The following is a 12,708-nucleotide window of genomic DNA, read 5'->3' on the forward strand; positions in this document are numbered from 1 at the left end:
GCAATACGCCGAAGGCGTTGGCCCCCCAGGCAATACGCCGAAGGCGCTAGCCGACGCTGAGCATGGCCACGAGCATGTCGGTGAGTTCGGCGATGTCGGTGTCGAGGTCGGGGGTGCGGGTGCCGTGCTGGATGGCGCGTTCGTAGTCGGCGAGGAGGGCGAACAGCAGGGTGGTCATGGTTTCCAGGCGCCGGCGGCGGTGGCGTGGGGTGAGCTGGGTGAGGGCGGCGTCGAGGCGGGTGGCGAGGATGCGGACGGCCGCGCGGTCGGCGCCGGCGAGGCGGCGGGCGTCGGCGATGGCGGGGTGGGTGCGGATGACTTCGAGGAAGCGTCCGTAGTGGCTGTCGGGGTCTTCGGCGACGAGTTCGACCATCGGTCCGATGAGCAGGGTGACGAGGGTGCGCAGTTCGGTGGCGGTGCCGTCGGCTTCGCGGGCGGCGAGCAGGGCGAGGCGGCGTTCTTCGAGGCGGTTCATCTTGCGGTCGACGATGGCCTCGATGAGTCCGGTGCGGGATTCGAAGTAGTAGTGCACGGCGGAGTTGTTCCGCTGCCCGGCCGCCGCGGCGATGTCGCGCAGGGGCACGTCGACGCCGCGCGCGGCGATGAGCCGCTCCCCCGCGTCGAGCAGGGCGGTGCGGGGGTCTTCGGCGGCCATGGGTGCACTGTAGTTGAAGCCGAGCCTTGACCAGGTTAAGCACTAGTGATTAATTGGCTGGTGGGGGCGAGCGAGCAGGAGGCTGAACAATGCGGTTCACGTACGCGGAGACGATGACCGACCCGTCCTATTTCATTCCGCTGGCACAGGCCGCGGAGGCCGCCGGCTACACGTCGATGGCGGTGGCGGACAGCATCGCCTACCCCCGTGACTCCGACGCCACCTACCCGTACACCCCGGACGGCAGCAGGGACTTCCTGGAGGACAAACCGTTCATCGAGGCGTTCGTCCTGTCGGCGGCGATGGCGGCGGCCACCACCACGTTGCGGTTCACCCCGTTCGTGCTCAAGCTGCCGATCCGCCCGCCGGTGCTGGTGGCCAAGCAGGCCGCGTCGGTGGCGGTGCTGAGCGATAACCGGTTCGGCCTGGGGGTGGGGATCAGCCCGTGGCCGGACGATTTCGAGATCATGGACGTGCCGTTCGCCAAGCGGGGCGCGCGCATGGACGAATGCGTCGACATCGTGCGCGGTCTCACCGCGGGCGGCTACTTCGAGTACCACGGCACGGTGTACGACCTGCCGCCGATCAAGATCAACCCGGTGCCGACCGAGCCGATCCCGATCCTGGTGGGCGGCCACAGCGATCCGGCGCTGCGGCGCGCGGCCGAACGCGGCGACGGCTGGATGCACGCCGGCGGCGACCCCGGCGAGCTGGACCGGTTGCTGGTGAAACTCGACGCGTTGCGCGCCGAATACGGCACCCGCAAGGATTTCGAGGTGCACGTGATCTCGCTGGACGGCTTCACGGTGGACGGGGTGAAGCGCCTGGAGGACAAGGGCGTCACCGATGTGATCGTCGGCTTCCGCTACCCCTACACCCGAGAACAGGACACCGAGAGTCTGGACACCAAGATCGCGAATCTCTCGCGTTTCGCGGAGAAGGTGATCGCGCGCACCGCGTCTTGAGTGCGCTCGAGGAAAGCCGAAGCCGAACTCACCGGCCCGCCGCGCACCGGCGCGCTTACGGTGGTGCGGTGAGCATCGCCGAACGGGTAAGTGTGGCGCTGGGCGCGGAGGTGCGATCGGTGTCGGCGCTCGGTACGAGTCACGCGTGGACGATGGCGCGTGCGGAACTCACCGACGGGCGCGTGGTGTTCGTGAAAGCGTCCGAGGGGTCGGCGGGGGCGTTGGCGGCGGAAGCGGCCGGGTTGCGGTGGTTGGCGGAAGGACCAGGAGAGCTGACGCCGCCGGTGCTGGCCGCCGCCGACGGGTTGCTGGTGCTGCCGTGGCTCACCGAGCGCTCCCCCACGCCCGCGGCGGCCGAGCGGTTCGGGCGGGATCTGGCTGCGCTGCACGCGGATTCGCCCGGGATGTTCGGCGCGCCCTGGGAGGGGTGGATCGCCTCGCTGCCGCTGGACAACACGCGCTCCGAAGGCCCGTGGGCACGCTGGTACGCCGAACGCCGGTTGTTGCCCTATGTGGAGCGGACGGCGTCGGTGTTGGGCGCGGAGGGCACGCGGCTGCTCGAGCGCGTACTGGAATCCGTCGAGGAGTTCGCGGGTCCGGCCGAGCCCGCTGCGCGAATCCACGGAGATCTCTGGTCGGGAAACCTGTGCTGGACGGATGAGCGGGTCGTGCTGATCGACCCCGCCGCGCACGGTGGGCATCGCGAGACCGATCTGGCCATGCTCGCGCTGTTCGGGGCGCCGTTCCTGGACCGGATCGTGGGCGCGTATCGGGAGGCGCATCCGTTGGCGGCCGGGTGGCGGGCGCGAATCCCGTTGCACCAGTTGTATCCCCTGCTCGTGCACGTCGCGCTGTTCGGGGGCGGGTACCGGTCGCAGACTCTCGCCGCCGCCCGCGCCGTGCTCGGCGGGTGAGCCGCAGCGCGGGCGCGCACATCTGTGTACGGTCGAAGAGCGCTGGGCGACAACCGGCTCCGCCCGAGCCCACGAAACTCCGGAATTGCGGTCCGGCGGTGGGCCTGCATTCTCGTGAAGCGCCGATCCGGACGTTCCTCGGCCCGCGGTGGTGCGCAGCTTTCGGCGCCGACCGGCTCGATGCCGGAACGGAAGTCGACCGGACCCTACGGAACCACTTCGGCGAGCAGCTTCCTCGTCTCCGCGTCGGCCGGGAAGAACGATTCGACGGCGAGTTCGGCGACCGTGATGTTCAGGGGCGTGCCGAACACGGTGGTGACGCTCAGCAGCGACAGCTCGTGCCCCTCGTGCCGCACGCGCAGCGGGACGACGGCTTGGTCCGGTTCCGGCAGCGCCGGGTCGACCTCGCCGCCCGGGTAGGCGCGCATCTCCTCGAGCATGTCCGCGAGGTCGGGCGCGCCGGTGGCTTCCCACTGCCGGGTCAGGCGCGCGAGCAGGTGCCCGCGCCATTCGGCGAGATTCACGATGCGCGGGGCGAGTCCGCGCGGGTGCAGGCTCAGGCGCAGCACGTTCACCGGCGGCCGCAGCAGCGCCGGATCCACGTCGGCGAGCAGCGGCGCGATGCCTGCGTTCGCGTCGACCATGGTCCAGGCGCGGTCCACGGCCAGCGCCGGATACGGTTCGTGCCCGGCCAGGATCTGGCGCATGGCCGCGCGCACCGCGTCCATCGCGGGCGAATCGAGCGCGGGTTCGGCGTAGGCGGGGGCGTATCCGGCGGCCAGCAGCAGACGGTTGCGTTCGCGCAGCGGGATGTCGAGGTGATCGCACAGGTGGGCGAGCATGGCGCGGCTCGGGGTGGCGCGGCCGGTTTCGATGAAGCTGAGGTGCCGCGCGGAAGTCTCGGCGCGCCCGGCCAGTTCGAGCTGGCTGAGCCTGCGTTCCTGTCGCCAGTGCCGGAGCAGGTCGCCGGCGGTGGGGGTGCTCACGCTGTCGATATTACGAACCGGTCGGTGGCCACCCGGCCGGAATGCGGCGCACGGGACGCAGCGCGCGGTCGGCGTCGAGGTAGGCGCGCGACACCACCGAGGTCAGCAGGTCCAGCAGCTCCACCACCGGCACGCAGTCGGGAATGGGGTCGCCCACCCGCTCGCGCATCTCGGCCAGACCCGACTTCACGCCGTCGTGCACGGCGTGCTGGACGTCCTCGATGGGCACGCCGTCCATGGCCCAGCGCGTGGTGTCGCGCGCGAGCCTGCGCAGCATCCCGTCCAGCGACGAGTCGGTGTCCTCGAGCAACGCGAGCGCCAGGTCCAACCCCATCCTGATCGCCGCGCCGACCTCGAGCCGCGCGCCATCGTCCATAGGATTTCCGCTTCCTCCCGATCCGCGTCCACCGTATCGGCCGGTACGGCGCGGGGTGCGGCGGCGGAGATAATTGAGCATTTGCCCCCGCGGGCGGGATCGCGGTGTTGTGACGTCTCCCAATCGGGGGCTAGCCTCTATGACACGTCGATGACGACATCCGGAGTTACCCGTGCGCCTGTTCGAGCGGGGGGCCGTCTGTTCCGCGATCCTGGTCGCGGGATTGGTGCTCGGTGCGTGCACCGCCGAACCGCCGCCGCAGCGGGCGGCCGGGTCCACGGAGATGCCGAATCTGGTGCCGGGTGTCGACATCCCCGCCGGGCAGATCGACCGGGCGGTGGAACGTCTGGACGAACTCGCCGAGAGCCTGCTGAGCGAGTCCGGTGTGCCGGGTATGGCGGTGGCGGTGGTGCACGACGGAAATGTGGTGTACCGCAAGGGTTTCGGGGTCCGCAACGTCGAGACGCGGGAACCGGTGGGCCCGGAGACGGTATTCCAGTTGGCGTCGGTGTCGAAGTCGCTCGCGGCGACGGTGGTGGCGCGGCAGGTGACGGCGGGCACCGTCGCGTGGGATACGCCCGTGCGGGAGCGGTTGCCGTGGTTCGAGCTGGGCGAGCCGTACGTGAGCGACCACGTGACCGTCGGCGATCTGTTCTCGCACCGCTCCGGACTGCCCGACCACGCCGGTGACCTGCTCGAAGACCTCGGATTCGACCGGGGTGAAGTGCTGCGGCGGTTGCGGCTGCTGCCGCTGGACCCGTTCCGGGATTCCTACGCCTACACCAACTTCGGGCTCACCGCCGCCGCCGAGGCGGTCGCGGCGGCGAGCGGGATGGACTGGGAGGCGCTGTCGGAGCAGACCCTCTACGAACCGCTCGGCATGGCGGCCACCAGTTCGCGCTACGCCGGTTTCCGGTCCCGCGCCAACCGCGCCGACGGGCACCACCTCGTGGACGGTGCGTACCGGGTGACCGACCCGCCGCGCGACCCTGACGCCCAGACCCCGGCAGGTGGGGTGAGCTCGTCGGTCGACGACGTCGCCGCCTGGATGCGGCTCATCCTCGCCGACGGCGCCCTCGACGGACGCGAATTCGTCGCACCGGACGCGCTGCTGCCCGCGGTGACGCCGCAGGCGGTGTCGCAGCCCGCCCAGCAGCCCGACGCCCGGTCCGGCTTCTACGGATTCGGGTTCAATGTGAGCGATTCCGGGGCGGGACGGGTGATGCTGAGCCACTCCGGCGGCTTCGACCTCGGCGCCGCGACGGCGTTCGCGCTGATCCCGTCGGTGAACGTCGGCATCGTGACGCTCACCAACGGGCCGCCGATCGGTGTGCCCGAAACGCTCAACGCCGAGTTCGCCGATCTCGTCCAGTTCGGGGACATCCGCCAGGATTGGCGCGCCCTCTACGAGCAGGCGTTCGCGCCGATGGGAGCGCCGCTCGGCGACCTGGCGGGCCGGTCTCCACCCACCGATCCCGCGCCGGCGCGACCGCTCGCGGAGTACGCGGGGACGTTCGGCAACGACTACTACGGACCGGCCGTGGTCGCCGTCGCCGGTACTGAGCTCACGCTCACGCTCGGGCCGCGGAACATGGAGTTTCCGTTGCGGCACTGGGACGGTGACACTTTCGTGTTCACCCCGTCCGGTGAGAACGCCACCGCCGGAACGGTCTCGCGGGCGACGTTCGACGGTGACCGGTTGATCCTCGAGTACTACGACGCCGACGGACTCGGCACGTTCACGCGCGCGCCTGGGTGATCAGGCGCCGTGCCGCCTGCGGCGCGCGTCCTCGGCGATGAGCCGTAGGCAGGTCTCGTGTTCGGTCTCCCCCGGATACTTCTCGTGGCGCAGTCGCAGCATCGCCTGCGCCACATCGATGCCCAGCACGCTCGACAGCCGCACGGCATCGACTTTCGCCATCTCAATTCCTCCGTTGTATTCCGGGTTACCGCGGTGATCCGACCTTGACGTACCCGAACGATAGGCGGCCGAACCCTCGCAGATACTGCCCGTTGCCGAACCGCGACCTGCGCCCGCCCCCGCGAAACGCCCCCGCACGACCGATTCCCGCACACACACCTACGTGCCTGACCAGGTGGTAAGGAAGGTCACCACCCGAGCCGCTCCCCCTTTGCTAGCCTCGGAGTCAAGGCCCCTGACGGGCCTCCGGACGAGGGATCAGTACCCGGACAGCGACAAGACTGGCCAGGAGGTCGGTCATGGCGTGGATCGTGCTGCTCGTCGCGGGTGTGCTGGAGGCCGTGTGGGCCACCGCGCTCGCCGAATCCCGCGGGTTCCGCCGCATCGTTCCCACCGTCGTTTTCGCCGTCGCGCTGGCCGCGAGTTTGGGCGGTCTGGCGTATGCGATGCGCAGCCTGCCCACCGGCACCGCGTATGCGGTGTGGGTCGGCGTGGGTGCGGTGCTGACCGCGCTGTGGGCGGTGGTGACCGGCAAGGAACGCATGAACGTCGCCCGTGCGGTGCTGCTGGCCGGGTTGGTCGGCTGCGTCGCGGGCCTGAAGGTGGTGAGCTGACATGGGTTGGCCGATTCTGGTTCTCAGTGCGGTGTTCGAGGCGGTCTGGGCGACCGCGCTCGGCGAATCGCACGGATTCACCCGCCCGGTGCCCACCGTGGTGTTCGCGGTCGCGTTGGCGCTCAGCATGATCGGGCTCGCCGTCGCCACCCGCCGCATCCCGATCGGCGTCGCGTACGCGGTGTGGATCGGGATCGGCGCGGCGCTCACCGTCGGGTTCGCGATGGTGACCGGTGCGGAGGCCGCGACCGTGGGCAAGGTGACGTTCCTCGTCGGGATCGTCGGGTGTGTGATCGGGTTGAAGTTCGCGAAGGCGCCCGCGGGGCACGCTCGTTCCGGGGAAGTCGACCGGAATCTCGCGTCGCCCGTGCGCATGCGGTGATCCGCGTATGCGGTGACCGACCTGGGGTCCGACGAACTCGCGTCCGCGACGGCGCCACACCGGCGGGCGCACGGGTTGTCCCGCGCAATTCGGCGCGGGTGATCCAGTCGGAGCGTGTGCTCACGGTCTTCTCCCGTTCGTGGGAGGGGATGATTCGGTGTCGCGGGCCGCGAGAACCACCCGGATGTACACCGCATCCGAGCGACCGGCCGGCAAAGGGCACCGAGGCGGCGCCGTATACGGCGACCGCCTTCCCTCAACGCGGGAGGGAGACGGTGCCGTGCGCACGGGCGCGCCACTCACTGGGGAAATGCCGGACGGCGAGGTTTCACTCGCCCAACCTGAACCGGGTCAGAACGGGTTCCGGGACGTGAGGATGGTGCCACTCGGGGCCGCGGCCACTACCGCCATCATCAACTCACCTCCACTTCCCTGCCGATCCATCGAAGACGACCCACGGTAACACCCGCCCCAGACCGAGAACCACACCGCTGTGCGCAGCCTCATACGACACCATGGAGGGATGGGCCGGGTTCGGATAGGCACGTCTGGCTGGGTGTATCCGCGATGGCGCGGCGACTTCTACCCGAAGGGGCTGCGCCAACGCGACGAGCTCGGCTATCTCGCCGAGCGTCTGGACACCGTCGAGATCAACGCGTCGTTCTATGCGCTCGGCCGGCCCGACACCTACCGCAAGTGGTCGGAGATGACGCCCGACGGGTTCGTGTTCGCGGTGAAGGGGAGCCGCTTCATCACGCACCGCAAACGGTTGCGCGACAGCGAGACCGCGCTCGCGAACTTTCTCGCGGCGGGCGTCCTGGCGGTGGACGAACTCGGGCCGATCCTGTGGCAGTTGCCCGCCACCCAGGCGTTCGACGCGGACCGGCTCGACGCGTTCTGCGCGCTGCTGCCACGAACCACCGGCGAGGCCGCGCGAATCGCCCGTGGGCACGACGACCGGGTGAAATCGGCGTGGACCGACTGCGCGACCGATCGGCCGATGCGGCACGCGCTCGAGGCGCGGCACCCGGGGTTCGACGCCCCCGAGGCGGTGCGACTGCTGCGCGAGCACGAGGTGGCATTGGTCGTCGCCGACACCGCGGGCGAGTATCCGCGGTTCGAGCACGCCACGGCCGGCTTCACCTACGTGCGGCTGCACGGGCACGAGGAGTTGTACCGGGGCGGATACGACGACGCCCGGCTCGACGCGTGGGCGCGGAAGATTCGCGGGTGGGCGCGGGACGGTGACGTGTACGTGTACTTCGACAACGACGCGGACGGGCGCGCGCCGTTCGATGCGATGGTGCTGCGGGACAAAGTGGGGTGACGACAGCGAATGGCGAGGTGCGCGCGCCGTTCGACGCAATGGCGCTGCGGCACAACGTCGGGTGAGGGCAGCGAGTGCCTGGGTGCGCGAGCTGCGTTCACGCAGTCGATGCGGGATTGCCCGGGATGCCGCTGTGGCTGGACAAGGGATCCGGGGGACGGACGTGGTGATGCCGACCGGTGTTGCACGGCGCTCTATCCGCAGAGCTACGGCATCCGGGGATACCGGCGGGACTCGAACCCGCGACTCCGTGTCCGATAACCGATCCGCTCCGGCCCGCCCACACCCGGATCACTTGCGGGGCCCACGGTAATGCAGGGCGGTGGTCGGCGCACGGGGTTTTCGCAAGGGGGCCAGGGGGTCGCTCCGGCGTGGGGTGCGGTCGTAGGCGGACCGGTCATCCCGTCGCCGTGGGGTGGTCGTGGACGACCGGCCATCGCGTCACCGTGGGTGCGGTCGTGGACGGACCCTGCCGTCGCATCGCCGCGGGTGCGGTCGCAAACGGACCGAGCGACGCACGTTGCCGCACGACGGCATCGGGTGCTCGGCGAATCGAGTCGCGAACGAGTCCCTTTCGGTGCGGGAAACCGCGAGGGCATCGGGGCCGGGCGGGCACACTGGAGGCCGTGTCCGACTCTGGAGCGAATGTTGGTGTGGCCGTGCAGGTAGCGGTGTGCGGACCGCGCGAGTGCGGACCGGTGGAGGTATCCGACGCGCGCGAGGTCGGACGGTTGCTGGCGAAGGCCGGCGCGACCGTGCTGTGCGGTGGCGGCACCGGGGTGATGGCGGCCGTCGCGGCGGGCGCGTCGGGGGCGGGCGGACTGGTGATCGGCGTGCGGCCCGACACCGACCGCGCCGCCGCCTGCCCCGGCCTCTCCGCCGTGCTATACACGAACATGGGCGAGGCGCGCAACGCGATCCTGGTGCGCTCCGCCGACGCGGTGATCGTGATCGGCGGGTCCTGGGGCACCCTCTCCGAACTCGCCCTCGCCCACCATCGCGGGGACGTCCCCGTCGTGTCGCTGCGCGGGTGGAGCGTCGTCGACGACGCGGGGCGACCCGTAACCGCGGGACTGGTCGCGAACGATCCGGAACACGCCGTGCACCTGGCCCTCGCCGGAATCGGCTGACTGCCAGCGGGGACACACGCCGGCCGGAACCGAAGTGCTGTGGGACCCGACCGTCTCGAGGACCGCGCGCCAGCCCTGACCCACTCATGTCCCCGCGCCGGGCCGACTCGTGCAAGCCGAACGGCCCTGGGCTGTTCCGGGCGCGCGGATCCGACACCCAGACCGGCGCGGGCGCGTGGCGGGTGTTCAGCCCGCCCACACAGCTCGATGTTTCGCGGAACCTCCCCTACCGGAAGCTCGCGCGGGAGAGGTTCCAGCTCTGCCAGGTGTCTTCGGGCTGGCCGGCGCGGATGCTCTGCTCGATCTCGGTGCGCATCGAGGCCGGGAGGCGGGAGAGGGCGGGGGCCGAGTCGGAGGTCAGGGTGCCCAGGTAGTGGGTGTCGAGGCGTTTGCCGTCGAGCCAGCGGTCGATATTGCGGTCGGCGACAACGCGTTCGGGGTTCAGGATCGACAGGGCCAGCAGAGTCGCCAGGGCGGTGCCGACGGCGGCGCGGGGCAGCCAGGCGCGGCGCAACCGCAGGACGGCGGCGAACACCAGCACGTAGACCAGGCCCAGCCACAGTTCGAACACCTCCACCAGCAGGCGCATCACCGTGAACCCGTAGGCCTGCTGGTAGGTCCACATGCGCCCGAGCGCGGAGGCGACCAGCACCAGCGACAGTGCGGTCACGGCACCCAGCAGCCCGCGCAACCAGGTGCGGTCGCGCGCGGAATCCTGGGCGCCCCAGCGCAGGACCGCGAGAATCAGGGCCAGCGCGAGCATCGTGACGATGGACAGCTGCCAGAAACCGCTGCGCGCGTATTCGGCGTAGGTGAGGTTCGCGGTGCGCTGCACGTAGTCGTCCCCGCCGAACAGGGCGGCGAACTGGGCGACGACGAACGCCGCGAACAAGGCCGTCAGCGCGCCCACCGGCGGCGCCCACTCCGAGACCCGCAGCGCGCGACGCGACCGCGACGTTTTCGCCCCGGCCGCCGGGGGCGGTCCGGCGATCAGATACGAGCAGGACAGGCAGCCGAGCACGACGATGCCGCCGACCACCAGCCACCGGAACACCACCTCCCCGCCGATCTCCGGGGACAGCCGGTTGAGCAGTGCGCCGAAGGTCGCGTCGGCGCTGCCCAGCAGCGGCGCGAACACGGCGACTACCGCGACGGTCGCCAACGCCGTCAGCCCCACCCGGCGGGTGCGTGCCGCGCGGGTGCTGCCCTGTCTGCGCACGCCCTCCCACGCCCACGGCCACACCGTCAGAGTCTCGAGCGGGACGGCGAGCAGGTCATAGACGATGCCGTGCGCCGACCGGCGCGGCACGATGGCCAGCGACCCCGCCAGCGCCGCCCCGATCAGGCACAGGGCGAACAACCAGCCCGCCGCCCGGAACGTGCCCACCGCCAGCAATGCCAGCGCCGTCGCCGCCCACCAGACGCGCGGCGAACGCCACCTCTGCCCGCCGGAATCGCGGGCTCGGGCGGACTTCCGCGCGCGCCGGTCGACTTCGAACACGGCCGCCGTGATCGCGATCCCCGCCAGCAGCCAGCCGATGCCCGGCCGGTCCCACGGCAGCACGAGCGCACCGACCACCCCCGCCACAAGCGCGCCCGGCAGCGCGACGGCCGGATAGGCGACGCGCCGCCAGCGCGGCACGTAAGTCGGGGCCGGGAATGGTGCGTCCTTGCGCAACGAGACCTTCCCCGCGGTCGCGACGCCTTCTGCCGCGCCAGGGCCCTTACTGGGCTTGTCCGAGTCCGTCGCGCGGGATTCGCCAGCGGGAGACTTCGCGCCGGTCGGTCCGACGACGGTGTTGCCCGCCCCTGTGGAAGCGCCCTTCTCCTCCGCGCTCTCCCCGGATGTGGGTGAACTCGCACCCAGCACGGGATCGGCCCCGAGGTTCCCGGCGCCGCCGTGCGAGTTCGCGGAGCCGCCACCCGATCGTCCGGTGGCGCGGGCACTTTCGCCGACTCCTTCGCCGGGGGCTTGCGCGCCGCCGTGTGCTTCGTCTGTCCGCGCCGTGTCCTCCACCGCATCGGATGTGCCCGCACCCCTCGAAACGGGCACATCTTCCGGCGTCTCGGGGCGGGTCGGGTCGCCGGACGGCACCGGCCCCTCGGCGCCTCCGCTGTCCGTCGAAGGCTTCTCGGCGCCAGCCGCCTCCGACGCGCGGCTCGATTCCCCCGCGTCCGAGCCGCCGTCGGATTGCTCCGGCGTTGCCAGTGCGCGGACCGGTTTGCCGTCGCGCGGGTTTTCCGAGGTCGATGGACCCATGGTTCCCTCCGGAGGGTGTGCGTGATCGACCGGGCTCCCGAGGTGGGGGCCGGTGGGATGCGGAGTGGTTGCTGTCGGGGAGGTTCAGCGGTCCGGGAGGACCACCCTGATGCGGGAGCCGGGGTCGGCCACGGCGATGGAACCGCCGTGCAGGTCGACGACCCAGCGGGAGATGGCCAGGCCGAGGCCGGTGCCGCCGCCGTCGGCGCGCCCGCCGCGCGTGAAGCGGTCGAAGACGCGGGCGCGTTCGGCGACCGGGATGCCGGGACCGTCGTCGTGCACCTCGATCACCAGCTCCGCGGGACGCGCCTCGGCGGTCATCCGCACCTCGCCGCCGGCCGGGCCGTGGCGGGCGGCGTTGTCCAGCAGGTTGATCAGCACCTGATGCAACCGTGCGCGGTCTGCGAACACGTGCGCGTCGCCGGGACGCACGTCCGTGCGGAACCGCACGCCCCGTCCCAGCGCGGCCGTCATCACCTCGGCCTCGGCGACCACCTCGTGCAGCAGCGGCGCCACCTCGAACTCCTCGCGGTCCAGCCGCAGCGCGCCCGCCTCGATGCTGGACAGGTCGAGCAGCTCCGACACCAGCCTGCTCAGCCGTTCGGTCTGCGCGAGCGCGGTGCGCAGCGTGCCGGGGTCGGGCTGGGAGACCCCGTCGACCAGGTTCTCCAGCACCGCGTGCAACGCCGTGACGGGCGTGCGCAGCTCGTGCGACACGTTGGCGATGAGGTCGCGGCGCTGCCGGTCGGCGGCGGCCAGGTCGGCGGCCATCTGGTTGAACGCCTCCGCCAGCTGGCCCACCTCGTCGCGGGAGCTGGCCCGCACCCGGCGCGAATAATCGCCCTGGGCCATGCGTTTGGCGGCGGCCGTCATCTCCCGCAGCGGCCTGGTGATGCCGTGCGCGAGGAACTGCGAGGTCACCAGCGCGATCACGAGCGCGGCCAGGGTGGTGCGCGGCGGCAGCCAGCCGATGCGGAACCCGAAGAACCCGAACGCGACCGCCCCCGACGACACCATGAGAATCGCCAGCTTCAGTTTGATCGAGCGCACCGGATCGAGCGGTCGCGGCAACAGTTCGGCGATCCGGTCGGTGACGGCCGTCAGTCTCGCCTTCCGCGGCGCGAGCTCAGTCATGTCCGCACCTCGCCCGCACTCGGCTCCGGCCCACGCGGCGCGCG

13 protein-coding genes and 1 riboswitch are annotated in these 12,708 nt (G+C 71.2%); of the genes, 7 read left to right on the top strand and 6 right to left on the bottom strand.

Going from position 1 to position 12,708, the window contains the following annotated elements; genetic code table 11:
- Positions 1-46 precede the first annotated feature (46 nt).
- Positions 47-655: a TetR/AcrR family transcriptional regulator gene (locus DFR74_RS08425; protein ID WP_067501235.1), complete on the bottom strand. Its 609-nt coding sequence runs from the start codon at positions 653-655 to the stop codon at positions 47-49.
- An 89-nt stretch (positions 656-744) separates the two neighbouring features.
- Between DFR74_RS08425 and DFR74_RS08430 the strand changes: the two genes are divergently transcribed.
- Both DFR74_RS08430 and DFR74_RS08435 read left to right on the top strand, forming a co-directional pair.
- On the top strand, positions 745-1,620 hold the full coding sequence (locus DFR74_RS08430) for a TIGR03619 family F420-dependent LLM class oxidoreductase (protein WP_067501226.1): 876 nt from the start codon (positions 745-747) through the stop codon (positions 1,618-1,620).
- Between the two features lie 68 nt (positions 1,621-1,688).
- The gene (locus tag DFR74_RS08435; protein WP_084537168.1) at positions 1,689-2,534 is read left to right on the top strand and encodes a fructosamine kinase family protein; all 846 of its coding nucleotides are present in this window, start codon (positions 1,689-1,691) and stop codon (positions 2,532-2,534) included.
- Between the two features lie 206 nt (positions 2,535-2,740).
- Here the strand turns inward: DFR74_RS08435 and DFR74_RS08440 are convergent, their stop codons facing one another.
- On the bottom strand, positions 2,741-3,529 hold the full coding sequence (locus DFR74_RS08440; RefSeq protein WP_067501223.1) for a helix-turn-helix domain-containing protein: 789 nt from the start codon (positions 3,527-3,529) through the stop codon (positions 2,741-2,743).
- A gap of 1 nt (position 3,530) precedes the next feature.
- A complete protein-coding gene (locus DFR74_RS08445) occupies positions 3,531-3,896 on the bottom strand; it encodes a hypothetical protein (RefSeq protein ID WP_067501221.1) in 366 nt (121 codons plus the stop codon).
- 172 nt (positions 3,897-4,068) lie between these two features.
- On the opposite strand from DFR74_RS08445, the gene DFR74_RS08450 reads away from it, so the two are divergent.
- Positions 4,069-5,655 carry a serine hydrolase gene (locus DFR74_RS08450; RefSeq protein WP_067501217.1) on the top strand — a complete coding sequence of 529 codons (1,587 nt, stop codon included), beginning with the start codon at positions 4,069-4,071 and terminating at the stop codon, positions 5,653-5,655.
- Here the strand turns inward: DFR74_RS08450 and DFR74_RS35865 are convergent, their stop codons facing one another.
- The gene (locus DFR74_RS35865) at positions 5,656-5,817 is read right to left on the bottom strand and encodes a hypothetical protein (protein ID WP_157115784.1); all 162 of its coding nucleotides are present in this window, start codon (positions 5,815-5,817) and stop codon (positions 5,656-5,658) included.
- 225 nt (positions 5,818-6,042) lie between these two features.
- Positions 6,043-6,107: riboswitch (guanidine-III (ykkC-III) riboswitch) on the top strand.
- A 9-nt stretch (positions 6,108-6,116) separates the two neighbouring features.
- Here DFR74_RS35865 and DFR74_RS08455 point away from each other — a divergent pair.
- The 4 genes from DFR74_RS08455 (at position 6,117) to DFR74_RS08470 (ending at position 9,270) form a co-directional block, all read left to right on the top strand.
- Positions 6,117-6,431: a DMT family transporter gene (locus DFR74_RS08455; protein WP_067501214.1), complete on the top strand. Its 315-nt coding sequence runs from the start codon at positions 6,117-6,119 to the stop codon at positions 6,429-6,431.
- Position 6,432: 1 nt separating this feature from the next.
- Complete coding sequence (locus DFR74_RS08460) at positions 6,433-6,813, top strand: DMT family transporter (protein WP_067501211.1); 381 nt, start codon at positions 6,433-6,435, stop codon at positions 6,811-6,813.
- Between the two features lie 523 nt (positions 6,814-7,336).
- Complete coding sequence (locus DFR74_RS08465) at positions 7,337-8,140, top strand: DUF72 domain-containing protein (protein ID WP_067501207.1); 804 nt, start codon at positions 7,337-7,339, stop codon at positions 8,138-8,140.
- 626 nt (positions 8,141-8,766) lie between these two features.
- The gene (locus DFR74_RS08470; protein WP_232331564.1) at positions 8,767-9,270 is read left to right on the top strand and encodes an SLOG cluster 4 domain-containing protein; all 504 of its coding nucleotides are present in this window, start codon (positions 8,767-8,769) and stop codon (positions 9,268-9,270) included.
- 226 nt (positions 9,271-9,496) lie between these two features.
- Here DFR74_RS08470 and DFR74_RS08475 read toward each other — a convergent pair whose 3' ends face one another.
- Positions 9,497-11,530 (bottom strand): DUF4153 domain-containing protein, encoded by a 2,034-nt coding sequence (locus DFR74_RS08475; RefSeq protein WP_113975012.1) that lies wholly within the window; start codon positions 11,528-11,530, stop codon positions 9,497-9,499.
- A gap of 84 nt (positions 11,531-11,614) precedes the next feature.
- Positions 11,615-12,664, bottom strand: a complete 1,050-nt coding sequence (locus DFR74_RS08480) for a HAMP domain-containing sensor histidine kinase (RefSeq protein WP_067501204.1) — start codon at positions 12,662-12,664, stop codon at positions 11,615-11,617.
- Between the last annotated feature and the right edge of the window lie 44 nt (positions 12,665-12,708).

Source organism: Nocardia puris (assembly GCF_003315035.1).
Classification (GTDB): Bacteria; Actinomycetota; Actinomycetes; order Mycobacteriales; family Mycobacteriaceae; genus Nocardia; species Nocardia puris.

Coding starts and splice junctions, on each gene's coding strand:
- DFR74_RS08460 (WP_067501211.1), top strand. CDS start 6,433: ATGGGTTGGCCGATTCTGGTTCTCAGTGCGGTGTTCGAGGCGGTCTGG.
- DFR74_RS35865 (WP_157115784.1), bottom strand. CDS start 5,817: ATGGCGAAAGTCGATGCCGTGCGGCTGTCGAGCGTGCTGGGCATCGAT.
- DFR74_RS08480 (WP_067501204.1), bottom strand. CDS start 12,664: ATGACTGAGCTCGCGCCGCGGAAGGCGAGACTGACGGCCGTCACCGAC.
- DFR74_RS08445 (WP_067501221.1), bottom strand. CDS start 3,896: ATGGACGATGGCGCGCGGCTCGAGGTCGGCGCGGCGATCAGGATGGGG.
- DFR74_RS08455 (WP_067501214.1), top strand. CDS start 6,117: ATGGCGTGGATCGTGCTGCTCGTCGCGGGTGTGCTGGAGGCCGTGTGG.
- DFR74_RS08465 (WP_067501207.1), top strand. CDS start 7,337: ATGGGCCGGGTTCGGATAGGCACGTCTGGCTGGGTGTATCCGCGATGG.
- DFR74_RS08425 (WP_067501235.1), bottom strand. CDS start 655: ATGGCCGCCGAAGACCCCCGCACCGCCCTGCTCGACGCGGGGGAGCGG.
- DFR74_RS08430 (WP_067501226.1), top strand. CDS start 745: ATGCGGTTCACGTACGCGGAGACGATGACCGACCCGTCCTATTTCATT.
- DFR74_RS08475 (WP_113975012.1), bottom strand. CDS start 11,530: ATGGGTCCATCGACCTCGGAAAACCCGCGCGACGGCAAACCGGTCCGC.